Genomic DNA, 23,888 nt, shown 5'->3' with positions numbered 1-23,888 from the left:
TGGTCAGTCCTCCCCGTTGACTGTTGTGCTGTCTGCGGTTGCCGAAAGGTCGGGCGTCGCTCCCTGGGCCGCGCGGTCCTTCGCGGCGAGGAGTTCGGTACGCCATCGGGCGCGTTCGGAGATGGCGCGCATGAGCCGGTGGCTCATCGGGCCGACGTCCGGGTCGTCGGGCCGGGCCAGTTCCCAGGCGTGGCGTACGGGTTCGGTGGTGGCGCCCTGGGCGTGGTCGACGCCGGCAAGGTCGGTGGTGACGCCGAGGAGCGCCCGTACCCAGGCACGGGCGTCGTGTTTGTGGTCGGCGAGGGTCTTGCCGGACCAGTCGCGGGAGATGAGGATGCGCCGGCCGCCGATGCCGAGGGTTTCCCGCTGGTGCACCTTGCCCCGGCACCGGCCGGCCTTGAGCTTGGCGTGCGCCTTCTTCGGCTGGACCCCGTAGAGCAACCAGTTGGCGCAACGGTCGGTGCAGGGTGTGATCTGGAGTTGCTGCCAGAGCCGGTCGAGGTGGCGTTGCTGCCGTTCGGTGGCGATTTTGTGGCAGTCACCGGTGGCCTTGGTGATGTACTTCGTGATGTAGCGGATGGTCCGGGCCGCGTCGTCGGTGCCGGGCATGACGCCGCGTGCGTCGACCTGGGCGCCGAAGCGGACGACGTGTACGGGTTCGGCGTCGGGGTCCTGGTCGATGGCGTCGAGTGCTTCGGTCCAGGTGGTCAGCGGTTGCCGGGTGTCGGGATCGACCCAGGCCGCCGCCTGCTCGTCCCAGACCGGTGGCCGGTCGCGGGTGTAGAGCTGTACGTCGACGGACGGCCACCACACCTGGTGGTAGGTGGCCGCTGCCACGGTGCGCAGCGCGTCACGCGGGATGGTGCCCCGGATGGCGAAGTGCGCGTGTGGGGCGAGTCGGCGTTGCGGCTCGACGCACCCGGCGTACTGGACGTTCCAGCCCTCACAGCGTCGGAGGTTCTGCCAGAACCGGTCGAGGAGTCGAGGGAAGTGGACCGCGTCCCAGGCTGCACGGCGGTAGTCGTACCGGTCGGGGTTGACCGGAGTTCCGTCGGACAGCACCGGACCGTACGAGTCGAGCGTGAGCGTGAGCCACATCGACGGCTGGTAGGTCGAGCCGTCCGGGGCGGTGTAGACCTTGCCGACCGTGCGCCGCTCGACCTTGCGCCGGGGTAGGTCGGGTGCGTCCTGCCGCCGCCTGGTGGAGCGCTTGCGGCGCCGGCCGGTGTCCTTGTCGCCCTGGCCGTCGTCGCCGGGCTGGTGGGGCGGACCGACCCGGCCGCGTAACCCTTCGGCCGTGATCGCCTCTTCCACCTCGCGGATGGCCTCGTCGAGGTCTTCGACCTGATCCCACTGCGAGGCGCGGGCCGCTTCGTCGCGGCCGTACTCCAGGTGCGCCCGCAGCACGATCAGCGCCTTCTGCTCCTCGGTTGCGGGTTCTGGGCCGGGCAGGGGTTCGTCCGAACGGTGCCAGCCTTCCCGGATCTGTGCCTGCCGTAGCCGGCGGTTCTTCTTCGCGCAGGCCGGGCACTTGTCCTCCTGGGTCGCCCCGCAGGGCAGGCCGATGACCTCGGTCTGCCCGGTGTTCAGGTCGGTGCGGCGCATGGCGAGCGGGCGGATGCAGACGCCGTATTCGGTGGCGACGTCCTTGAGGACATCGACCGCGCGGGGTAGGCCCATCCGTGCCGCCCGCGACCCCGGCCGAGGCTGCTCCGGAGTCGGGGCGGACGGGTCGAGGCCGGGCAGGGTCGGTGCCGTCATCGGGCGACCCCGGCGGAACGGGCAGGGTGGACGACGCCGAGCGGAGGCAGCACCGTCGACGATCCCGGCCGCGAGGCCGGTACCGGGGCGTAGACGACCGGCGCACGGTCCTGGACCTGTTCGGGATCGACGGCGACGGGTTCCGGACCGGGGTCGTCGACGACGGCCGGCGCTTCGTCGTCGGTGGCCGAGACGGTGGCGGGTGCGCTGGACAAGACGACTTTGACCAGGGCGAGAAAGGCGAGGGAGGGAACCGCAGCGACGATCCAGCCCCAGACCGACGGTTCGGCTTCGGCGACCTGGGCGGCGAGGGACAGGATGGCGAAGCCGATCAGGAGCACGGCGACGAACCCGACCGGACGACCGGCCCGACGCCGGGCACGGATCTCAAGCCCGAGGTAGATCGCCATCAGCTCGATGGCAACGCCGTTAGCCCAGCCGATCCAGTCGGGTTGACCGTGCGCGACGGTCAGGTCATGCACATGGGTGAACGCGGCAGCGCCGGCCATCCCGCCGATGGCGAGCAGGATCAGCAGCCGGGCCGAAGCTTCGAGGCGTACCCGCATCATCGGCCCGCTCCCGTCTGCTCGGTGCGCAGGTCCCGGACGACGCGGCCACCGTCGATGGTCCAGATGGCGCGGATGGCGTGGTCTTCGCAGGTCCAGTCACGGGCGCCGGTCCCGTGCTCGATCTCGATCAGGCCGAATCGGTCGCAGGTCGGCTCGCCGGGGTGGAGGGTGCACGGGTTCATCGGTTGCCCTCCTCGTCGGGCCGGATGGTCAGGTCGATGCGGATGCGCCGGTACCGCAGCTCGGTGCGGTGGTGAAGGAAGGCAGCCAGGCCGCGCAGGGCAGCCGCCGCCTTGTCGGGTGGCGCGATGAGTCGAATGCGTAGCGGCCGGCGGAGCGCAGCCGCGATGCGGTTGAGGGGTGTCATGGCTTGTCACCTCCGGGCCGGTCGGATGGTGGTGCGGATGTTGTCGGGCGGGTCGCCGAGGGTGGCGACGGCTTCGGACAGGCAGCGCCACAGCGCCCACGCCTCATCAGGCGTGAGGTACATCCGGCGCCGGCCGGCACCGACGGCCAGGTAGACGGGGTACGGGTCCGGCCGGTCCGGGTCGACGCGTACCGATACGGCCGTGCTCTGCCCGGTGTCGCTCGGGGTGCGGAGGCGGTAGAACCGTCGCGCGGTCGGCTCGGTCATGCCTGCTTACCCCCGTCCGTGTCCGGGTCCTGCCGGAGGAGGTTGAGCAGCGCGTCCGGCAGCAGCGGCCCGGAGGAGCGCTGTCGGGGCAGGGATGGCCGGGTGGGTTCGGGGGCGGTTTCCCGGCCGACCTGGGCCAGGATGTCCGCCGCGTCGACCGGAGCCGGGAAGCGCTCGGCCATGGCCCGGATCTCGTCGTCGGAGATGTACGAGAACCGAACCCGGGCGGGTTCGGGGGTGCCGTCGAGGATGACGTACCCGACGCCCTTGGCCCAGCGCGGCATCTGGTCGGCCAGCGCTCCCCGGTCCCGGGCACCATCACCGAGCACCATGTCGACCTGTGACGCTTCGGTGAGGCCGAGCGCGATGCGGGTGGGGAAGAGGTCCCGGAACGGCAGGACCTCCTTGCGTGGGTCCTGCAACGCGGCCACGACCAGGACACCGACCCCGGCACCCTGGGACAGCAGCAGCCCCAGCGACGCGGCGATCCGTTTACGCAGCTCGACGTCCTGGAGGTACGCGGTAAGCACGGCCATTTCGTCGATGACGACCACGACCAGGGGGTCGGCGACGGTCGGAGTGTGGACCCGGACGGCGCCGGCAAGCCTGGCCTGCCGTTCCCGCATGACGGTGACGGCCTCGTCCAGGAGGTCGGCCATGGCCTCGAACGACTTGCAGGCGAACCGGGCGAACATCGGCCGCCCCATGGCGAACTCCATCCCGCCCTTCGGATCGATGACCCAGAGCCGGACAAGCCCGGACGCGACCCCGCCGCCGAGTGCGCGGACGAGGGACCACAGCACCGAGCCCTTGCCGCGCCGAGTGGCGCCGCCGACCAGGACGTGAGTCGCCAGCAGGTGCAGGCACCAGGTACTCAGGTCATCCCGCCTGGCCAGCGGCAGCGCGGTGAAGTCCGGCACCGCCGGGACCTCGAACGGCGGAACGACAGCGCGGAGCGCGTCAGTGCGGACCAGGACCAGGTAGACAACGCTGGGCCGGTCGCGGAACCGAACGGCATCGACCGCACGGAGCAGCCACGCCCACCGCCCCGACCGGGTAGGCCGGTCGTCGGGATGCTCGGAGTACACCCGGGCATGCCGACGACCGAACGCGTACGCCAGGTTCGACGTGACCCGCTGGAAGTCCTCCGGCGTCTGACCGCGCACCATCCGGACCGCCAGCACGTCCAACGCCGGATCAGAGCGCACCGACAGCAGCCGAGGCAGAACCGTCTGATGATCGAACCGCGCGGCCAGCCCGCACAGAGTCATGGCTTCCCGCCACGCCCGGCGGTAGACGGTCACCCGGCGGAACCAACCGAGCAGCGGACCAGCGAACCAGGTCCACCACGATGCTTCGTGCCGCCACCGCCATACCGCCGACACCCCGCCAACCAGGACCAGCAGGGTGACGAGACCTTGCCAGCCATGGTCAAGGTAGACGGTGAGGAGGAACGCCGTCGACGCAGTGGCGACCGGGTGGCGTAGGCACCACCACAGCGCCCGCCAGCCCCAGCGCAGCAGCAGGCCGGGAATCACCAGCCACAACGGCAGTTCGAGTCGCTTGGGCCGGATCACCATCAGGTCCCCGGCCGAGGTCATCACCACTTCACCCCGAGGCCGCCCGATCATCGGACACCCCGCAGGGACACGAACCGGCCCGACGCGTCCCGGACCGCCGGCAGCGGCAGGACGAGCTGATCCGCGCACAACGGGCAACGGCCGTCGGCGCTGTCGGTCGAGTCGAACCGGGACTGACACACACCACACCGCGACCGCACCTGGGCCGTACGGCGCCTACGCTTGGACACGTCAAAGACCTCTCTCGCCATGAGCAGGGGGATTTGGCAAAGAGGGGCGGGGCTGCCGTCCGCCAAGACCAGACAGCCCCGCCCACCCAGCAGCGGTCAGGCCGCCGCCAACGACGAGTCACGGGCGACGCCGGCCGGGGCACGCATCCCGGTGGCCCGCAGTGAATACGCCATCCGACCGTTGTTCGCCACGTACGGCGTGACCGTCATCCCGTCGAACTCCACCGCCTCGAACGGCACGCCGGTTGGCGGAACGGGCTGGTAGTCGGCCGAGATCTTGACCGTCGTCTCACGCGACCGCTTGCCCAACTCCGGGTCAAGGTCCATCACCCGGACCTGCCATACGCGCTGGCCCGTCACCTTGTCCTTTGCCGGAGACCGCCGCCCCGTCTTCTCGTCGTAGTCCTCCACCTCACCCAGCGACTCGGGCACCAACGCGCACCCCGCCGGGAACACGTCCTCACTCCGGACCGCGAACCGGGTCCCACCACGCAGAGCCATTGCCCAGACCTCCGGAGCTTGTTTGCCAAGTAATCAACTTGGCTGCCATGTATGAGCTTCGAAGGTATGGCGACTTGGCAGACAAGTCAACAAGTCGATCGGAAGTCGTCTGCTTTGAGGAGAAAAGTCCCTACGGGCGCGTCGAGGGATGCCGGACCCGGCAGAGGCGGGAACGTCAGGAAGTCGGCAGGCCCGAGGCGAACGACGACGGCGAGGCCGACAGAAGCGACCGCAGTGCTTCGGCCCGTGCTTCGATGATCCGCATTCGTGCGGTGTGCTCGGCCGGGTCGCGGTGTGCGGCTTGCCCGGTCATCTGGCCGGGCCATTTGCGGTAGTGCAGTCCAGGTTCGGCGATGAAGTAGCCGTCACTGACGACGTTGGCCGCGATGAGTAGGCCGGTGTCTTCGGAGGCGGGTAGGGCCATCCAGCCGCCGAGGGCCAGGAGGAGATCCCGGCGCATGCATAGGGTCGCCGGGTGTACGGGTGCCCGGTAGTCGTTGGCCTTCCAGAAGGCGAGGACCGCACCGCGGCTGATCGGTCCGTCGGGTGGGTCCTTGTCCCATCCGTGTGTTGACCCGTCGGGGTGCAGGTCCAGGACCCGTGACGTGACCCAGCCGAGGTGTGGATTGTCGGTGAGCGTGGCGATGTCCCGGGCGAGCGCGCCCGGGGTGAGTTGATCGTCGGCGTCGAGGACCTTGACGAACTCGCCTTCCGCCCGAGCCAGGGCGAGGGTCCGGGCGACGCCGGGACCGCCAGGTCGGCCGCTGCCGGCGAGGATTCGGGGATCCTCGGGGAGTTGGTCGAGCAGTAGCCCGTCCTGCCCGTCCTCTTGGACGAGCCACTGCCAGTCCCACCCGTCCGGCATCTTCTGACCGACCAACGACCCGTAAGCGTCGGCGAGGTAGCCGACGCTGGGCCAGTGAACGGGCGTGACGACCGAGACGAGTCGGCTCAAGCGTTCCACCGCTTCAGCTTCGTCGTGAAGCAGAGTTCTGTCCGGTCACCAGGGAAAACGATGTCCGCGATCTCTACTACACGATCCCGGATGTCGTACGACGTCTTGCGCACGTCCAGGACGGCAACGCCGGCCTCGATGTCGAGTAGTTCCGCCTCGTCCGGCAGCGGTGGTCGGGCCTGGACGACCTCTTCGATCCGGTCCAGCTCGATGCCGACGGTGGAGAGCTGATGTTGGGTGCCGCCGGGCCAGGGTTCGTAGTCGGCGGACAGGAGTTGCTTGTTGCCTTTCACCATGTCGTACGGCAGGTAGGAGTACGACGCCGACAGCGGAGCAGTTTCGTGCCGGGAACTGGTCCAGTAGACCCGCCGCAGCAGCGGCGCACCGACGGGCAGCCCGAACGCCGCCGCCATTTCCTCGTCCGCCTTCACCTGCGAGTACTCGGCGTGGAACTTGAGATCATCGACCGTCAGGCCGGTGTCATGCTCGGTCCCACCGGTCCGCCGCCGCTCGGCCTCGTCGAGCAGTACCCGGTCCTTCTCCCACTGGTACCGCTCGGTGTTGCGCCGGCGGACCCGCTGCCGAGGCGCCCGTACGTAGGTGCCCCGACCCTGCTCGGCCCGGACCAGGCCCCATTCCCGAAGCTGCCGGATGGCGTTCCGCACGCTGGTCCGGGACAGCCCCGACGAGTCGGCCAACTCCGTCTCGCTCGGCATGGCCGTACCCCGGGCAAGCTCACCGCTCTCGATCCGGGCGCGCAGCTCCTCCGCAAGCTGAAGGTAGCGCGGACGCCAGTCACGAGAGTTCACGCCGCTTACGCTACCCCCTAGACGTTGATACGTCTGCCGGGCCGTCGACCTGTCGCGTCGGTCAGTCACCGCCCTCGTCCCCAAGCAGCGGATCTTCTCGAAGCTGCCAGGCCCCGACCGGATACGGAAGGTGGATGATCTCAGCGAGGATGCGGCCGGTCTGCGCGAACGTGAGCAGCACGGTTTCGGTAGACCCGTAGCGCGTGACATCGACCTTCAACAGCGGAGCATGTGCGGCCCCGCGATCGGCCACGAGTTGAACGCTGAGCCAACCGCTGCCCTCCTGGCCGACGGTCGCCAGCCGGCTACGGTGTCGTGTGTCAGCCGCAGCGCAGCCCTGGCACCAGACGGGGCATACGTCGCGCCGCAGGCTCCTCGCCCACGGCAACCCTCGGGCGTTGTGGTCATTCCCGGCCATCGTCGTCTCCCCGTGGGGAAGTGAATCCGGCCTGGTGCAGCAGCTCGTCCAGGTGCCGAGCGAGGCGCCACACCTCGGCCAACCGAAGCACCGCCCCGCCAGATCCCCGCCACCGGCCGACAGCATGGAACCCGATCATTGGCTGACCTGCCTGCCCGGCGAACAGGTACACGACGACGTTGCCACCGCCGCGCCGGTCGCCGAAACTCCGTACCGGCCCCTTGTGATGGCGAAGCGCGTGCTGCGTTTGCGGCGGCACCACGAACTCACACCGTTGAGGCACACACCACGGCGGATGAACTACCTCGGGCCGCTGTCGAGGCGCCCTGCTCACCGGGACCACCTCCCGCCACGTCCTCGGAACTCCTGCCCGAGCGTCAACAGGGGCGCGTCTCGCCAACAGGGGTAGTCACGCGTTCGAGCCGTAGCCCAGGACGGCACAGCAGGCCGAGGAGTCGCGTGGGCCACGACTCGGCGTGTAGACGGCGTCGACCTTGGCTGCCGGGTGTGGCGCCCAGGCGACCGCCAGAACGCGAGCCAGACAAGTAAGCGAGCACGGCGCATCACGACCTCCTTGCAGGGTGATGGAGAGGGCCGGTGGCCGGCTTCCCGGGGGGAAGGCTGGACTGGCCACCGGCCCGATGACGGCACGGCGCACCGCCCGGAGAGCGGCGTCGGGTATCGCCGTGCCCCCGTTCAGGCACACGCGGGGACGCGTCGAACCACTGCTCAGCGCATCAGTTCACTTTGGATGTGCGGCCGGGGTGACGGCGTGCCAACCCCTTGCCAGACCAGCCACCCTGACCGCACCTCTGAAAGGTACCTACAACCAGGCAACTTGTCTATACATCCATGACGACGATGGATGGCTGACGAGAACACGGCAGACAGGTACGGTGATGCCCGTGCCAACCCCGCACAGGCAACCCCGTTACCGAGCTATTGCCGACGAACTCCGACGTCGCATCATCGAGGGCGCCATCCCGGCCGGCTCCCTCCTTCCCTCCGAGGGTGCACTTACGGCTGAGTTTCGCGTCGCCCGGGGAACCATCCGCGAAGCGATCAACGTTCTCCGCACTGAAGGTCTGATAGTCACCGAACACGGTAGGGGCTCCTATGCTCGCCCGAATCTCGCGGTACGCCGTCTTGGACACGACCGCTACCGCCCCAAGCCATCGCAGAGATCCTTGCAAAATGGACCGGGCGGCCCTCACGGAGTCGACAACGCCGACCGAATAGAAGCCGCTTATCGGGAAGTGCCTGCGAGCCCCGAAGTCGCCGCGCTCTTCGAAGTCGACCTCGGCACAATGATGTTGGAGCGTCGACTTCTTGTATGCACGTACGGGCAGCCCCAACACCTAACGATGTCGTATTATCTGCTTGGTGTGGTCGCCGGTACGCCGGTTGCCGATCCGTCTCGCGAACCATGGCCAGGCGGCCATGTCGCCCAATTGGAATCACTCGGAATCACGGCGACCACAATTCGCGAAACCGTAAGAGCGCGGATGCCCACAGCCGCAGAACTTGACCTGCTGCGGCTAAGAGTTGGTGTGCCGCTTCTTGTCATCACAAGACAAACGCGGTCACGTGAACGGGTAGTGGAAGCAGCGTCTCAGATAGTCCTTCCAGCCGATCGCGTCGACGTAGAATATGAGCTATCGATATAGGCTTAGTGAAGATATTCAGTTCTGCCTCAGGTGCCAGCGCCGAGGAGCTTACCTCTTCCTTCCGCCTTTTCGATTCCGCCGGTTGCTTCTACCGTTCGCGCGCCACGCTTTTGGCCTTACGCCCCGAGTCATTCGTGCTGCAGGTACCAGGCGCATGTCGGCGACAAGGCTGTCCAACTCATCGCTCGGCTCCCACGGATCGTTCTGATATTCCGCAGCGACGATTGATTCCCTTGTGTCGACGAGGATGCCAAGAGCGCGATCTGCCCGTAGCTGGTATTTCTTTGCTTTCATATATTCGTGCAATCGCTGTTTCGCGTGGGTATAGCCTTCCGGCTGCGAACCAACGAAGAAGACTGCTTGGCCCCAAGGCGTTAGGAATCCTAAAGCAAGGGCATGAAACCCATTATCTCTCCGTGTCTTTGCAACGACCGTCTGGATGTTGCGGGCTAGCCGATGCTGTGCGTCTGACGACAGATTCGATAGATCGGCACCGAAGCGGATCCATCCGGGCTCCCGATTGGATTCAAGGTAGGCAAGGATGCGTTCGATGGTTGGGTGTTCAGACCGAGTTGGGCGGGGAGTCTCAATCGCGCTTGATCCCTCCTCGAAGTACATCCAGGCGTCGAGATCGTCCGTCAGTGTTCCAACGCGGGTAGGCACTTCCTTCTTGAACCGCCTGCGTTTACCAGGCTTTGGGAGAAGAGATCCTGGAAAACGCTGGTGTAGTAAGTCTGGATCGGCTGTGAAGTAGAAGCCACCCTTGAGGAACCACATCAGAACATCGAGTTCATCAACCGCTACAAATAGTCGTGCGGCTTGTGTTTCCGTCCGGCGTCGCAAGTAGAGCAAAAACGAAGAAGCGCGATTGAGCAGCCTTTCGGCAACCGAAAGATCATGTAGGGATACGACCCAAGGGATCGAATCTCCAGGGAGTAGGTCGGCGCGGACAAGGGTATCGGCTGCGATTGCCAGCGGGCCAAAGTCGTCAAGGCAAACAACGACTGAATGTGCTTCTCGTACATTGGGAAGATCGATCCACTGCCCGTTCTTGCGCCAGAGCCCCTGATTCTCAAGTAGGAGGGACTGAACTCGTTGTGCCTGCTGTGTGGCCTCCCCGATTGTCTTCTTCAAATCGTCTGCCAAGCGGAGGGCGTTGCCACCCCTAGCCTTTTCTCGAATCGAGCCTGCTTTGACCTCCACGCAAATAGCAACGTCGTCGACTACGAACAGCGCGTCGGTCTCGCCGTCGCCTGCGTAGTTCTCCGGATGCACGGCATTACGACTCAAATCACAATCGGAGTCTCCCCTAGTAGGTGCTAGGTACTTAAGTGCCTTATAACTCGGACCCGTGACGCCAAGAAGGCTCGCGACTAACTTGCATGCGAACTCTTCAGCGAATTTATCACGGCGCTGTCCGTAAGTATTCCATGCTCTGCTGTCGGGTGAGGCTTTAATTTGATTTTCAAGGACTCGTCTTACATGATCGATTGGGATGCCGTTCTGCAACATCAGATAATTACCAGTGCCATCAGCAAGTAAATCAATTCCGGAAAGCGGATTGCCGCCTTGCACGAAAGCTGTGATTAGCTTCTCTGCGCCTCCGCCAGTTATTGGATGGCTGAAGGTATTAAGAATGCGTTCGACTCGCTGAATTTCAACGCCGCTGCTAAGGGCAATAGATGACGCGCTGAAGGCACTCGAAGTGCCGGGCGAGACGAAGAAGTCGAAGAATGCCTTCTCGGCGACAGCCTTATCATTGGGGTCCAACCTGCCGCCATCCGCATGTGAAGATGCGGCGCGACCAATGGAGTCAAGTAGGTCGGATTTCTTGGTCGTGTACTGCTCCCTAATGGCCTCTCTTACGGCTGTGATCTCGCTGTAAGTAAAGCCGACCGTACGTTCAAGTATGTCCTCTATTCCCGGTATCTCTAGAACTCCCTCATTGAGGATCGCGCCGATCGACTCGTAATGTTTCCCTCGGATCATCAGCTCGCTAGAGCGTAGCTGCCCTGCTAGTCCTGCCAAGGGACCCAAGTCTGGATTTGCGGCGAGCGAGGCGCTCAGTAAGCTCGTAAGCTTCAATATTTCTCGCGCATGCGTACAGAGCTGCTCGATGATTGTGTTAGGATGTGGAATCGGTTCCTTATCGTCGCCGTCGGGGCCGACGGCTGGGACAAGTCGTGACCCGAGACCGATAGCCATCAAGGCCACAACGTCAATCACGGCGGCTAGGCCGCTGTTCTGACTTTCCTTATAGCCGGTGAGGAAAAGCGGTATCTCATGCTGGCGTACTAGTTCAAGTACGTCGAATGTATCTTGACCGGCGAGGAGGTCGGCCATGGCGGTTACGTGGAAGTGGATGATGTGGGGGGCTTGGGAATCGATCTCGTCCCATGAGTCCGCACGAACTAAACCCTCCGAGAAGCGGCTCATATTAGATAAAAGAGCAGCAACCCCCTCTTCTCCGTCTACGATCATCCGGCGATCGGGCTTCGGCTTTCTGCCGGACAACGGGCCTCCTAGATCCGGTGACGGGTGTCGTGGACAAGCTAGCACCCATCCCTTGCAGACCCTATGAGTCGTCAGTGCACAGCCGCTCATGCGGTTGAGAGATTTGGAAACCTCATGGCCTTTTCGGACTCGTCCCTTCGGCGAGTAGTTCCTTGAGGGACGAGTGGATCTGCGCCACTAGCGAAGGAAGTTTGCCAGCACTGACCAGGGGTTCCGAACGCCTTGTAGATCTCTGGTGAGTCTGTGGGGTCTTGCCGAATAGCCCTGTACTAGATCAAGAGCGCCGCTGCGCGGCGCTGCGCCGGGGCGGCAGGCCGCCCGGCGGAGCACCGCCCCGGACCGCTCCGCGGCCGGGGCGGGAAGCCGCCGAGACCTGGCGGGAACCGCCCCGCGCCCGACTGACTCCCAGACGGTCACCACGACTCGTCAATCTTGGCGACCTCTGCCCTGAATCGACGGGCGTCCCGTGCTGGCAGCCCGTAAGCCACAGCTTCAAGGATCTGACGAACCTCTCGCAGGTCCGGGCAGCACTCCATGACGCCACAGCCGTACTGGGGGTCCCACAGCCGGTGCCACGGGTCCTGGACGAAGTCCGCCCAGGCCCGAAGCGCCCGCGCGACGGCGCCTTCCGTGAAACGGGAGCGTTCCAGGTAGGCGATGGCTTGGAGCCCTCGGAACGAGAGGCCGGCTATGTCAGACGTACGGCCGTCCAGCGGTCGGGCACGAAGCTTGGAAGCTCGCACCTGCGTCGGGCGCCTACGCGGCATGGTCCTTTCGAATGGTCTGCATACCTCGACAATCCCACAAGCTTGCTGCGGGACGGAAGCCGGCGGGGCTGGCCGCCGTCGTGGTCGGGGCTTCCGACTGCCGCGCCAGTCCACAACCCGGACTGGCTTGCCACCGAACCACCTGGATCGCCGTTCGCCGCACTCGCCCAGGCCGTCCCTGGCTACGTCGCATCGGCTGCCGTTTCGAGGTGCCGTGCGACCCTCAGCAGGTTGAACGCCCGGTAGTAGGCCCGCGAGTCATCGCGCCACATCTCGGGCCGCATCCGCTGCCGGAGCGCCTCGACGGTTGCGCCCAACATCTGTCGTTGGGCGGGAAGCAGCGACCCCCCTGCTGCGAGGGACGCGGTGACGCAGGCATCCACATCCAGCGTGATCGAATCCGGGTCTGCCAACAGCGCAGGTGCCGTACGGCGACGCCAGTACCGCACCGCATGCAGGGCAGCCTGTCTGGGAGCGCCGTACCAGCAGCGAGGGAAGCCGCTCGGATTCGGATCGGTCGGGCGAGGGTTTCGCTGGCCACGGCGCTTGGCCAGCTTCCGTTCGGCGGCGTAGTCGCGGAGTTCGGCATGCCAACCGGCACGACTCGCCACAAGAGCGTCCAACGCGCGCAGCAACGCCGCCTCGTCGCGTTGAAACGGCCCAGCGATCTCCTCTAGAAAACTCAGCGTGGCGTGGAAGCCGATCGGCCGGTACAGCTGCACGCAAGACCTCAGCGCGGACACCCGGCGCCGGTAGGGCAGTTCGGGGTTGCGCACGTGGCGGGCGTAGGTGCCGAAACTCACCCGACGACGCTAGACCGGTCGGGCCGGCCTGCCTACCCGATAACCCAGGCGTGGACGATCGAGACTGAGAACCGCCCCAAGATCAGGGCGTACCCAGGGCGTCAGGGCGTCAGGGCGTCTCCAGGGCGTCAAACGTCGCCCAATGTTGACCATCAACGCCAACCGGCGCCAGAACATACGACCAGGTCAGAGCCATGATCACGGCTCTGACCTGGGGTACGACGGACGAGTCGGCCTGTACGCCGGATTTTGAGGTCGGTGCATACTGACCATGCCTGGAACGAGGACGGTGCTGGTGGCTGAGACAGAGCTCGACAAGGCTGTTGCGCGAATCCAAAGGAGCGGTGGCTACCGCAACTTGGTCTGGGGGTACCGCTGCCTAGCTGTCGGGCTGGTGTTCGGCCTGTCGGTCCTTGTATCGGCGCTCGTTCGTTTCCTGCCGTTGACGATTACGTTGTTCGCTGTCGCGGCCCTGGCGGTGGCTGCCGGTGTGGCTCTCTGCTGGACAGGGATGATCAGAATGTCGCGAAGTCAGTCGATGCCACGTGGCGGGACCAATCGACATCGAGCATTGATGCGAGGGCTGTGGCGGGACGTGATCAAGCCAGTGCAGCGTATCGACGTGGGCGGTAGTCGACGGCAGCGGTGACCCGCAGCGCGGCGAGGACGACGGCCACCACCGGCACTGCACTGACGCAGGCGGCCCGTGATCGACGTGGCCAGGCCCCCAGCGAAGCGTGCCATTAGCGTGCCATTGAGCCAGGGCAACCAGGACCAACTGAGGCCGTTGGAGACCACTATGACCAGGGCGTCGCCTGGCCGGACGGCCCATCTTCGACACTTCCCAAGCTGACAGTGCGGGTTCGATTCCCGTCACCCGCTCCAACCGAAAGGCCCTGGTCAGGACATCAGTCCCAGCCAGGGCCTTCATGTGTTCCGGGCCGCGATCATGCTCCGGGCCATCCACGCGCCATTGGCGTCGCCGCGCCACCACGCCGGCCATCCCGTCGCCTGGGTCGTCGCCGCGCCGCTTGCTCTTGCCCGCCTTCTGCGACCCGTCGTCCTTCTTCGCCTTGCCACCGTTGCCTGCTGGTCGACGAGCTCTGCCAGTCATTGCCGGGCACACCCCCGCCGGCCGATAGCCCTTTGCAGAACCAAGTGGCGGGGCTGCTGATCGAAGAGGCATACTCCCAGCCACCATGAGCGGACACCTTGTCCTCAGGAAACCCGGCGGAGCGCGATGGGTCATCCATCCACCTCGAGATCCGTACGGGGATGGGTACGTCTTCACTGTGGCCACGGAGCTGCATGAGGACGGTATGACAGCATCGACGGTTGCCAATGTCGAAGGGGTTTTCGTCCACCCACACGTCACGAGGCTGCCCAGCTTTGTCGAAGCTCTCGCGGCCGACTGGCAGGGGTGGAACGGGATCCGGACCTGGAGGTCGGTGGAGCGTGAGCTTGCCCTCGATGCTCGCCACGATGGGCGTGGCTATGTCTCGCTTGGCGTGACGCTTCGGGCTTCCGGCGTTGATCTGGACGACACGGCATGGTCTGCTCGCGCCGTGTTCGTCTTGGAGGCAGGGGAGGAGATGACCCGCCTGGCCGCAGACTTGAGCCACTTCCTCGGGACGTGAACCGCAGGCTCGGTGCGGGCCACTCACGGGCCATAAGCGGGTGTAACTCCAGGCCAAACCAGGCCGCCAGAGATCACGTCCACCAAGCAAAGCGCCGTACCAGGACCCGTCTCGGTCCAATTTCACGCTGACAGTGCGGGTTCGATTCCCGTCACCCCGCTCGGCAACGAAGGCCCAGGTCAGAGGACATCTCCTGACGCTGGGCCTTCGCCGTAGCCGATCTCTAGCCGGGCGCCGTGCCAGCTGCGTGGCCCTTCGGCCTCGGCGCCCCTACGGCGAAATGGGCCAGGGCGTGCCCGACTTCTCTTACCTCGGCATCCTTCTCGCTACCGTGCCGGAGGGCCGTGCTGTGATGGTGTCGTGAGCCGCGCCGTCGAAGAGTCCAACCGCCGGATGCTGCGGGCACGGGACGCGATGGACCGGGCGTACGCGCAACCGCTGGACGTACCGGCGCTGGCCCGGATCGCGTACGTGTCGGAGGCGCACTTCACGCGTACCTTCCGGGCGACGTTCGGCGAGACGCCGCACCGCTACCTCCAGCGGCGTCGGGTCGAGCGGGCGATGTTCCTGCTCCGCGAAACCGATCGCAGCGTGACCGACATCTGCCTCGCTGTCGGCTTCGGCAGCCTGGGGACCTTCAGCCGTACGTTCCGGGACATCGTCGGCAGCTCGCCGAGGACGTACCGGAAGGAGGCGGTGGCCGCGAACGTGCCGACCTGCTTCACGATGGCCTGGTCGCGTCCGAGCGCGTGACCGGGCTGGCTGAGCTGCCGAGACCTTCCGCCGACTGAGCAGTTTTGGATAAGTTTCCGGCCGACTCGGGCCGTAGCGTGATGGGCATGTTCAATGCCATCACGCACTCGCAGATCTACGTCCTCGACCAGGACGAGGCCCTTGATTTCTACGTCGGCAAGCTCGGCCTTGAGGTCAACACGGACACCGACCTCGGCTTCATGCGTTGGCTGACCGTCAACGTCCCCGGCGAACCGGAGCGGCAGATCCTGCTGACGACGCCTGGCCCGCCGGCACTGTCCGAGGAGACGGCGCAGCAGGTCCGGGAGTTGGTGACCAAGGGCGCGACGGGCGGCTGGCTGATCTTCAGCACTGACGACTGCCGCAAGACGTACGAGACGCTGCTGGGCCGGGGCGTCGAGTTCACCGAGGAGCCGACCGAGCGCCCGTACGGGATCGACTGTGGCCTGCGTGACCCGTTCGGCAACAGTATCCGGTTCACCCAGCCGAAGTCCTGACCGATCCGGGACTCGGCACCGAACGCGAGGCCCCGGCAGGGACACGAGTCCCGTCCGGGGCCTTCGGCGTGGCAGGTGCAGTCCCGGCCCGGCCAGGGCTGGGGTACGGGGCAACCGCCAGCCCGTTCAGCGGTGGTGGCGGATCCGTTCCCAGTTGCTCGGCGGTTCCAGCCGCGCCCCGCTGTGTAGCGCGCCGGTGACCGGGCCGCCGTCGCCGGCGGTCGCGGTGATCTGGCCGTGTTCGGTCTGCGCCGGCAGCCGGCCCGGTACGGCGGGGATGTGGACGTCCAGGCGTACCGGCATGCCGGGCCAGCCGAGCACGGTCAGGTCCTTCCCGGCGTGGATGGTGGTGCCGGTGCCGAGCGGGCCGGACACGGTGGCGACCCGGTCGCCGCTGCGGACGACCGGGTGCATCTTGAGGGCGGTGGTGGCGGTGCGGACGAGCGGGCGGGTCGCCTTGAAGACCCGGTCGAGCTGTACTGGCGTGTTCGCGCCGGGCTGGCCGAGGACGGCGCCGACGATGGTGATCTTCCGGTCGCCGACCCTGACGACGGCGGCGAAGACGAGACAGCCACCGGCCTCGTCGGTCGACCCGGTCTTGATCCCCACCACGCCGTCCCGACCGACCAGCGAGTTGTAGTTCTTCACCTCGCCGGCGACCGGCAGGGTGGCCTTCTTCTGCGCCACGATCTCCGCGAACGCCGGCAGTTCCATGGCCTTGCGGGCCAGGATCACCTGGTCGACGGCGGTGCTCACGGTGCCCGGGTCGAGCCCGGACGGGTCGGTGTAGTGGGTGTCCTTCATACCGAGCGCGTCGGCGGTGGCGTTCATCTTCGCCACGAACGCCGCGACGCTGCCGGAGTCCCACGCGGCGAGGATCCGGGCCATGTTGTTCGCCGACGGCAGCAGGACCGCCTGGAGGGCCTGCCGTTCGGTGAACACGGCGCCCGCGACGACCGGCACCAGGGACTCGCCCCGGGCCAGCTCCGCCGGGTACGCGGCGGCCTGCGCCGCGCTGACGGTCAGCTTCGGCCCGTGCTCACCCCGGTCGAGCGGGTGCTCGGTCAGGATGACGTAGGCCGTCATCACCTTGGTCACGCTGGCGATCGGCACCGGCTCGCCGCCGCCGGACGTGCCGAGCGAGCCGACTCCCTCGACCGAGAGCGCGGCCTGCCCGGTCCTCGGCCACGGCACCACCGGCACCTTGCCGGGGATCGTCGTCGCCTCCGGGAGGGTACGGGTGACGGCCGCCGCGGGCAGCGGACTGCGCAGCGGCGCGAGCGCGAACAGCGTGGCACCGGCCAGCAGCACGATCAACAGCCCGGCGGCCAGTAGCCAGTGGCTACGCGTACGCCCCCGCTTCGGCGGTGGTGATGGCGGCACAGGTTCGAGCACCTGGGTCGTCGCGGAGTCGAGCATCCTGAAATCTCCCCCGTGGGCGCACCGACCTGCCGCACGGCGCGGCCGGTGCACTGATGTCGGCATCGCTGGCGTTGGCGCTCCTGACCGGCCCGGGCGCCACACCTGCGAAGTAGTGCATTGTCGCACCGCCGGGCAACGGTCGCGGTACGCCGGCAGCCGGCGCGGGGCAGTGCCGGGACGCGCTGGCGACCGGCCAGGCTCAGCCGAGGGTTGCCACGGCGTACGCGGTGGCCTCGGCGATGAGCGCCTGGTCGTACTCGGCGTCCCGGGTGGCCTTGCTGCTCATGATCGAGATGACCAGCGGCGCGGAATTCGGGGGGCAGACGACGCCGATGTCGTTGACCGTGCCGTAGCCGCCGGTCCCGGTCTTGTCGGCCAACGTCCAGTCCTTCGGCACGCCGGCCCGGATGCGCCGGGCGCCGACGCTGGTGGCGTTGCGTTCCAGCAGGTCGCGGAGGAAGGCGCGCTTCTCGGGTACGAGGGCGTCGCCCAGCACGATCTTCTGGTAGTCGGTGCCGATCGCCCTTGGCGAGGTCGTGTCGCGCGGATCTCCCGGGGTGGCCTGGGTGATCGCCGGCTCGATCCGGTCCATCCGGGTGACCGTGTCACCGAGGCTGCGCGTGTACGCCGTCAACTGGGCTGGCCCGCCGAGATCCCGGAGCAGGAGGTTGCCGGCGGTGCCGTCGCTGTGCCGGACCGCGGCGTCGCACAGTTGCCGGATCGTCATTCCCCTGCCGACGTGCCGCCTGGTGATGACGGCGTTCGCCGTCAGGTCGCGCTCGGTGTACCGGACGACCGTGTCCAGGTGCGACATCGGGTTGCGGGCCAGCACCGCCGCCGCGGCGAGCCCCTTGAACGTCGAGCAGAACGCGAACCGGTCGTCCGCTCGATGCGCGACGACGGTGCCGGTGCCGGTGGCGAGGGCGTACACCCCGAGCCGGGCGTCGAACGTGCGCTCCAACCGGACCAGGTGTTCGTGGCGTCGCGGCGCTGCGGCAGTGGGGGGCTCGGTGGACGCAGGCGTGGCGGAGGGCGGAGCCGAAGGGCGCGGGGATGCGGTCGTGGCGTCCTTCGCACAGCCGGCCAGCGGTGCCGACACGACGGCTCCGAGCAGGGCCCGGCGGGTGACGGTCGGACGTGATGGTGGCATTTCTCTTCCCCCGTTGCTGAGTCGCGCAGCCGGCCGCCAGTGATCGAGACTATCCGCCGGGTTCACCGGGACGGGCCTCCCGCGTGGCCGTCACCGGGCCCGGTGACGGCGGGCACGCGTCTTGGCCGGCTGCCGCAGATGTTCGGCGTCACCCGCTGCGCCGCCGGTTCGGGCGGCACAGCCGGTCCGCCACCCTGGTCGGCAACCGGCACACTCGCCGGATGCCTGATGTCCTCAGCGGTTCCAGTCCTGCTTGGCGGCCCGGACCAGCTTGTCCTTCAGTTCCCGGGTGTGCCGGCGGCTGACCGGCAGCTCGGTGTCGTCGACCACCACCACGTAGCCCGAGTTGGCGAGCCGGAGTTCGGCGATCAGCCGGAGCTGCACCAGGTAGGACCGGTGGATCCGGACGAACCCGGCGTCGGCCCACCGCTCGGCGAGGGTGGCCAGCGGCACCCGGACCAGGTGTGAGCCGTCGGCGGTGTGCAGCCGGGCGTAGTCGCCCTGCGCCTCGACCCAGCGTACGGCCGAGCGGGGCAGCATCCGGGTGCTGCCGGCCAGCTCGACCGGGATCGTCGGGTCGGGCTCGGCCCGGGCCAGTGCCGCCGGATGGGTGGGTACCACCCGGGAGCCGACCACCCGGCGCAGCGACTCGGCGAGCCGTTCGGCCCGGACCGGCTTGCGTACGTAGTCGGTGGCGCCGAGGTCGAAGGCGTCCACCGCCCCGTCGTCGTACGCGGTGACGAAGACGATCGCCGGTGGCCGGGCGAACCGGCGGAGTACCCGGGCCAGCTCCATGCCGTCGAGTCCCGGCATCCGGATGTCGAGGAAGACGACGTCGACGTCGGCGTCCCGGAGCACCCGCAGTGCCTCGGTCGCGTCCCCGGCGGTGTGCAGCCGGGACACCCGTGGATCGGCCCGGAGGTGGTACGCCAACTCGTCGAGCGCGGGTGGCTCGTCGTCGACGGCCAGGACGCGCAGGAAACCGGTCACGGATCAGCCCTCCGGGTCGCCCGCCCGCCCGGGTGCACGTGCGCGCAGGGGGTCACGCGCTCGCCCGGACATGACGGTGGAACTTCGGTATCCGCATGCTCACCTTCGTACCCGATCCCAGGTCGGTCTCGACGACCAGGCCGAACTGGTCCCCGAAGACCGACCGGAGCCGCTCGTCCACATTGGAGAGACCGACGTGCTGGCCGGAGTCGTCGGCCGGGTCGGCGGCGGCCTCGGCGATGCCGGCGGCCAGCACGGCCGGGTCCATCCCGACCCCGTCGTCCTCGACCGTTATGTGGCATTCTGCCCCGGCGTCCCGGGCCTCGATGCTGACCATCCCCACTCCGGGCTTGCGGGACAGCCCGTGCCGGACGGCGTTCTCGACCAACGGTTGCAGGCAGAGGAACGGCAGGCTGACCGGCAGCACCTCCGGGGCGATCTGCAACTTCACCTGGAGCCGGTCGCCGAACCGGGCCCGCTCGATGGTCAGGTAGCGGTCGATCGAGCGCAGTTCCTCGGCGAGCGTGGTGAACTCGCCGTGCGCCCGGAACGAGTAGCGGGTGAACTCGGCGAACTCCAGGATCAGCTCCCGGGCCCGCTCCGGGTCGGTCCGGACGAACGAGCCGATCGCGGTCAGCGCGTTGTAGATGAAGTGCGGGCTGATCTGGGCCCGCAGGGCGCGTACCTCGGCCCGGGCCAGCCGCTCCCGGGACGAGTCGAGTTCGGCGAGCGCGAGTTGGGCACCGGCCCAGTGCGCGGTCTCCAGGGCGGCCTGCACCAGGCCGGGCGCCGGCTGGTCGTCGGCGATCGCCACCAGCGCGGCGCCGGCCCGGCCGTCGGGACCGGTCAGCGGGGCGATCACCGCTCCCCGGACCGGGCAGTCGACCCGGTCGCAGCGCAGATCCGACTCGCCGAGCACGGTCGACCGGCGGGTCCTGATGGTGTTGGCGGCGGCGGCGAGGAGTTGCTCGCCGTGGTGGCCGCCGCGCCCGTCGAGGGCGAGCAACCGGTCCCGGTCGGCCAGCGCGAGTCCGGCGGAGCCGACCAGGGTACGCAGGTGGCGTACTGCCTTGGCCGCGCCGGCCGGGGTGAGTCCGGCACGCAGCGGTTCGGCGGCCAGCCCGGCGGTGTGCAGCACGTCGTAGGTGGCCCGCTGGGTGGCGGTGGCGATACCCTGCCGGGCCCGGAGCCGGACGACGGCGAAGAGGGCAGCCGCCAGCGCACTGATCATCGCGACCACGGCTACCGCCGTGGACAGGTTGGGCCACCCCACGCAGAGATCCTGACGGTTGGTCGACCGGTTCGCCAAGCCACCGGTCGGGCTGTATCCGGTCGCCGACGGTATGCCCTAGTACGCGCCCTTGCGGGCCAGTACCACCCCGACGGTCCGCCACAGGATGCTCAGGTCGTACGCCAGCGACCAGTTGTCGACGTAGTAGAGGTCCAGCCGGACCGCCTCGTCCCAGGAGAGGTCGGAGCGGCCGGAGACCTGCCACAGCCCGGTGATGCCGGGCCGGACGAGCAGCCGCCGCCGTACGTCGCCGAGGAAGTCGCCGTCGTCGGCCGGGAGCGGGCGGGGGCCGACCAGGGACATCTCGCCCCAGAGCACGTTGATCAACTGGGGCAGCTCGTCGAGCGAGCTGGCCCGGAGGAACCGCCCGGCCGGGAAGACCCGAGGATCTTGCTTGATCTTGAACAGCATGCCGTCGGTCTCGTTCTGGTCGACCAGGCTGGCGAGGCGCTGCTCGGCGTCGATGTACATGGTCCGGAACTTCCAGACCCGGAACGTCCGGCCCTCGTGCCCGACCCGGGGCTGCCGGAAGAAGACCGGCCCGGGGTCGGAGATCCGGATCGCGATCGCGATCGCCACGAAGAGCGGGATCAGCAGCAGCAGCCCCAGCCCGGCGGCGAGCCGGTCGAGCAGGTTCTTGGCCAGCAGCGCCGGGCCGGAGAGCGTCGGCTCCTCGACGTGCAGCAGCGGCAGGCCCTCGATCGGCCGGATGTGCACCCGGGGGCCGGCGATGTCGGTGAGTTGCGGCGCCACGATCAGGTCGACGCCGGAGCCCTCCAGTTGCCAGGCCAGCCGGCGCAGCTCGCCCGGCTCGGTGCTGGCCGACCCGCAGACCGCGATGGTGTCGCCGCCGACCTCGCGGACCAGGGAGAGGATGTCCCGGCCGGCGTAGACCGGGATCGGCGTCTCGATGCCCCGGGCCGCGGCGTAACCGTCGGTGAGGTGGATCGCCACCGGGATCAGCCCGGCGGCCGGGCTGCGGCTGATCGCCGTGTAGACCTCCAGCGCCTCCGGCAGGGTGCCGACCAGCACGACCCGCTGCGCGGCCTGGCCGGCGCGACGTCGCACGGTGTGCAGGAGCAGGCGGGCGGCAGAGCGGGCGAGCAGGATCAGCAGCAGGGCGCCGAGCAGCGCGGTGCCGACGGTGAGTCGGGACAGGTCGGTCTTGGTGGCGAAGGCGAGGAACGAGACGCTGGCCGCGACCGCGACCCCGGCCCGGGTGACCCGCTTGAACTCGTCGGTGCCGAGCCCCAGGTAGCGGCGGTCGTACGCGCCGTTGCCCCAGAGCAGGATCAACCAGCCGATCGGGAGCAGGACGTACGACACGGTGTGGAACCAGGTGGCGTCATCGTCGTTGATCTGGAAGCCGGCCCGGGCCTGTTCGAACTGCGAGATCGCGAGCCAGCTCGCCAGTACCGCCGCTCCGAAGTCCAGGAGCAGCAGGATCGCGATGTACGGCCGGTGCCAGCGGGACACCCGCCGACGCGCCCGCGCCCACGCCGAACGGGGTACCCCGTTCGGCTGTGGAGTGGTCGGTGGCTGGATCTCGAAGCTGTCGACGTGACGCAGAGTACTCGGTCGGCCGCTGCCTACCGGGCGCTGGAGGCTTGTCGTCACCTCACCCACGTCCTCCCGCGTGACACGTGCCGCCCAATTGCCGTAAGGGCTCGGGTCGCCCACCGTCTCAGTCTCTCCCATGCAGGCCCGGATCCTCATTCGGTCCGGAGCGCCACCTCGCGGCGCGGAGACCGAACTGTGATCGCCGGGGACACCGACCCGAGGGACAGCACCCCGTCCGCCCCGCCGGCAACGAGAGCCGGGCCGCCCACAGCGGAGTCGCAGACCGGGGTCACTATACCGACGGATAGCGGTGGCGGTAGAGCCCGGCGGTTCCCGGTTTCTTGACCAGTGGGCGTTTTCGACCCGGTGTGCGAGCCGGGGTCACTTACCGTACAAGCAGGATCGCTCAAGCTACAAGCACGACCGCGCAGCAGCGGACCCCCGGTCACCCGGCGCGGGAGCGGCGTCGTCGCCGGTCAGCGGACCAGTCGGGAGAGCCGGCGATCGGCGAGCGGCTTGCCACCGGTCTGACATTTCGGACAGTACTGCAGGCTCGAGTCGGCGAACGACACCTCACGGATCGTGTCGGCACAGACCGGGCAGGGCAGCCCGGTCCGGGCGTGCACCCGCAATCCGGCCCGTTTCTCCCCCTTCAGTTCCGCCGCCCGCTGACCCAGCGACCGGGCCACCGCGTCCCCGAGCACCTGCCGGGTCGCCTCGTGCAGCGCCGCCATCTGCTCGTCGGTGAGCCGGTTGGTCAGCGCGAACGGCGACAGCTTCGCCGCGTGCAGGATCTCGTCCGAGTACGCGTTGCCGACCCCGGCCAGCACCTCCTGGTCGGTCAGCACGCCCTTCACCTGGCCCCGTCGGCCGCGCAGCCGCTCGGCAAAGGTGCCGAGGTCGGCGGCGAGCGCGTCCGGCCCGAGCCGGGACACCCCGGACACCTGGCCCGGATCGGTCACCAGGTACACGGCGAGCTTCTTCTGGGTACCGGCCTCGGTCAGGTCGAAACCGGACCCGTCGTCGAGGCGTACCCGCAGCGCGATCGGGCCCTTGCCGGGCTTGAGCGGCACGGCCGAGTTGAACGCCTCCCGGTAGTGCAGCCAGCCGGCCCGGGCCAGGTGCACCACCAGGTGCACGTCCGGCGCACCGTCGCCGGCCAGCGTCACGTCGAGGAACTTGCCGTGCCGGCCCGCCCCCACGACCTCCCGACCGGCGGCCGCCGACGGCGCCGGGTCGTACGTCTTCAGGGCGCTGATCGCCGCCACCTCGATCCGGTCGACCCGCCGGCCGACCGCCCGCTCGCGCAGGTAGCCGGCGAGCGCCTCCACCTCAGGTAACTCAGGCACGAGATAAACGGTAGCGTTCAATCCCGGCCAC

General features: G+C 68.0%; 23 protein-coding genes. 5 read left to right on the top strand and 18 right to left on the bottom strand.

The features are described 5' to 3' along the window. Positions 1-3: 3 nt before the first annotated feature. From R6Y94_RS25940 to R6Y94_RS25895, 10 genes are all read right to left on the bottom strand, one after another. Complete coding sequence (locus tag R6Y94_RS25940; protein ID WP_318398458.1) at positions 4-1,761, bottom strand: replication initiator; 1,758 nt, start codon at positions 1,759-1,761, stop codon at positions 4-6. Next, positions 1,758-2,330, bottom strand: coding sequence for a DUF2637 domain-containing protein (locus tag R6Y94_RS25935; RefSeq protein WP_318398457.1), 573 nt, complete (start codon positions 2,328-2,330; stop codon positions 1,758-1,760). The genes R6Y94_RS25940 and R6Y94_RS25935 overlap by 4 nt, the downstream gene beginning before the upstream one ends. Beyond that, positions 2,327-2,512 (bottom strand): hypothetical protein, encoded by a 186-nt coding sequence (locus tag R6Y94_RS25930; RefSeq protein ID WP_318398456.1) that lies wholly within the window; start codon positions 2,510-2,512, stop codon positions 2,327-2,329. Before R6Y94_RS25930 ends, R6Y94_RS25935 begins: the two co-directional genes overlap by 4 nt. Continuing rightward, a complete protein-coding gene (locus tag R6Y94_RS25925; RefSeq protein ID WP_318398455.1) occupies positions 2,509-2,697 on the bottom strand; it encodes a hypothetical protein in 189 nt (62 codons plus the stop codon). The genes R6Y94_RS25930 and R6Y94_RS25925 overlap by 4 nt, the downstream gene beginning before the upstream one ends. A 6-nt stretch (positions 2,698-2,703) precedes the next feature. After that, on the bottom strand, positions 2,704-2,964 hold the full coding sequence (locus tag R6Y94_RS25920) for a hypothetical protein (protein WP_318398454.1): 261 nt from the start codon (positions 2,962-2,964) through the stop codon (positions 2,704-2,706). Next, entirely contained in the window at positions 2,961-4,595 is a 1,635-nt protein-coding gene (locus tag R6Y94_RS25915) for an FtsK/SpoIIIE domain-containing protein (RefSeq protein ID WP_318398453.1), read from the bottom strand. Before R6Y94_RS25915 ends, R6Y94_RS25920 begins: the two co-directional genes overlap by 4 nt. A 275-nt stretch (positions 4,596-4,870) precedes the next feature. Further along, positions 4,871-5,275: a transcriptional regulator gene (locus tag R6Y94_RS25910; protein WP_318398452.1), complete on the bottom strand. Its 405-nt coding sequence runs from the start codon at positions 5,273-5,275 to the stop codon at positions 4,871-4,873. Positions 5,276-5,450: 175 nt separating this feature from the next. Then, complete coding sequence (locus tag R6Y94_RS25905; RefSeq protein WP_318398451.1) at positions 5,451-6,239, bottom strand: glycosyltransferase family 2 protein; 789 nt, start codon at positions 6,237-6,239, stop codon at positions 5,451-5,453. Beyond that, a complete protein-coding gene (locus R6Y94_RS25900; RefSeq protein WP_318398450.1) occupies positions 6,227-7,039 on the bottom strand; it encodes a GntR family transcriptional regulator in 813 nt (270 codons plus the stop codon). The genes R6Y94_RS25905 and R6Y94_RS25900 overlap by 13 nt, the downstream gene beginning before the upstream one ends. Positions 7,040-7,100: 61 nt before the next feature. Beyond that, on the bottom strand, positions 7,101-7,292 hold the full coding sequence (locus R6Y94_RS25895) for a hypothetical protein (protein WP_318398449.1): 192 nt from the start codon (positions 7,290-7,292) through the stop codon (positions 7,101-7,103). Positions 7,293-8,041: 749 nt separating this feature from the next. On the opposite strand from R6Y94_RS25895, the gene R6Y94_RS45310 reads away from it, so the two are divergent. Continuing rightward, positions 8,042-9,124 carry a GntR family transcriptional regulator gene (locus R6Y94_RS45310; RefSeq protein ID WP_412102886.1) on the top strand — a complete coding sequence of 361 codons (1,083 nt, stop codon included), beginning with the start codon at positions 8,042-8,044 and terminating at the stop codon, positions 9,122-9,124. 48 nt (positions 9,125-9,172) lie between these two features. On the opposite strand, the gene R6Y94_RS25890 is transcribed toward R6Y94_RS45310, so the two are convergent. Beyond that, positions 9,173-11,605, bottom strand: a complete 2,433-nt coding sequence (locus tag R6Y94_RS25890) for a hypothetical protein (RefSeq protein ID WP_318398448.1) — start codon at positions 11,603-11,605, stop codon at positions 9,173-9,175. A 982-nt stretch (positions 11,606-12,587) separates the two neighbouring features. Beyond that, positions 12,588-13,208, bottom strand: a complete 621-nt coding sequence (locus R6Y94_RS25885; RefSeq protein ID WP_318398447.1) for a hypothetical protein — start codon at positions 13,206-13,208, stop codon at positions 12,588-12,590. A gap of 295 nt (positions 13,209-13,503) precedes the next feature. Between R6Y94_RS25885 and R6Y94_RS25880 the strand changes: the two genes are divergently transcribed. From R6Y94_RS25880 to R6Y94_RS25865, 4 genes are all read left to right on the top strand, one after another. Beyond that, on the top strand, positions 13,504-13,857 hold the full coding sequence (locus tag R6Y94_RS25880; protein ID WP_318398446.1) for a hypothetical protein: 354 nt from the start codon (positions 13,504-13,506) through the stop codon (positions 13,855-13,857). Between the two features lie 550 nt (positions 13,858-14,407). Next, positions 14,408-14,845: a DUF6228 family protein gene (locus tag R6Y94_RS25875; protein ID WP_318398445.1), complete on the top strand. Its 438-nt coding sequence runs from the start codon at positions 14,408-14,410 to the stop codon at positions 14,843-14,845. Positions 14,846-15,205: 360 nt separating this feature from the next. Next, positions 15,206-15,598, top strand: coding sequence for an AraC family transcriptional regulator (locus R6Y94_RS25870; protein ID WP_318398444.1), 393 nt, complete (start codon positions 15,206-15,208; stop codon positions 15,596-15,598). Between the two features lie 86 nt (positions 15,599-15,684). Beyond that, positions 15,685-16,095 carry a VOC family protein gene (locus R6Y94_RS25865; RefSeq protein WP_318398443.1) on the top strand — a complete coding sequence of 137 codons (411 nt, stop codon included), beginning with the start codon at positions 15,685-15,687 and terminating at the stop codon, positions 16,093-16,095. Positions 16,096-16,221: 126 nt separating this feature from the next. Here the strand turns inward: R6Y94_RS25865 and R6Y94_RS25860 are convergent, their stop codons facing one another. The 6 genes from R6Y94_RS25860 to R6Y94_RS25835 all read right to left on the bottom strand — a co-directional run bounded on the left by R6Y94_RS25860 (position 16,222) and on the right by R6Y94_RS25835 (position 23,857). Next, positions 16,222-17,514, bottom strand: coding sequence for a D-alanyl-D-alanine carboxypeptidase (locus R6Y94_RS25860; protein WP_318398442.1), 1,293 nt, complete (start codon positions 17,512-17,514; stop codon positions 16,222-16,224). Between the two features lie 202 nt (positions 17,515-17,716). Then, positions 17,717-18,667 (bottom strand): class A beta-lactamase, encoded by a 951-nt coding sequence (gene bla / locus R6Y94_RS25855; RefSeq protein WP_412102876.1) that lies wholly within the window; start codon positions 18,665-18,667, stop codon positions 17,717-17,719. 234 nt (positions 18,668-18,901) lie between these two features. After that, the gene (locus R6Y94_RS25850) at positions 18,902-19,657 is read right to left on the bottom strand and encodes a LytTR family DNA-binding domain-containing protein (protein ID WP_318398440.1); all 756 of its coding nucleotides are present in this window, start codon (positions 19,655-19,657) and stop codon (positions 18,902-18,904) included. Between the two features lie 52 nt (positions 19,658-19,709). Continuing rightward, positions 19,710-20,888 (bottom strand): sensor histidine kinase, encoded by a 1,179-nt coding sequence (locus tag R6Y94_RS25845; RefSeq protein WP_412102885.1) that lies wholly within the window; start codon positions 20,886-20,888, stop codon positions 19,710-19,712. Between the two features lie 117 nt (positions 20,889-21,005). Then, positions 21,006-22,574, bottom strand: a complete 1,569-nt coding sequence (locus R6Y94_RS25840) for a sugar transferase (RefSeq protein ID WP_318398528.1) — start codon at positions 22,572-22,574, stop codon at positions 21,006-21,008. A 410-nt stretch (positions 22,575-22,984) separates the two neighbouring features. Beyond that, positions 22,985-23,857 carry an Fpg/Nei family DNA glycosylase gene (locus tag R6Y94_RS25835; RefSeq protein WP_318398438.1) on the bottom strand — a complete coding sequence of 291 codons (873 nt, stop codon included), beginning with the start codon at positions 23,855-23,857 and terminating at the stop codon, positions 22,985-22,987. Positions 23,858-23,888 lie beyond the last annotated feature (31 nt).

The sequence above is a fragment of the Plantactinospora sp. KLBMP9567 genome (assembly GCF_033446045.1).
Taxonomy (GTDB): domain Bacteria; phylum Actinomycetota; class Actinomycetes; order Mycobacteriales; family Micromonosporaceae; genus Plantactinospora.
The sequence above is the reverse complement of the archived record's forward strand: the minus strand, read 5'-3'. Positions and strand labels throughout refer to the sequence as shown.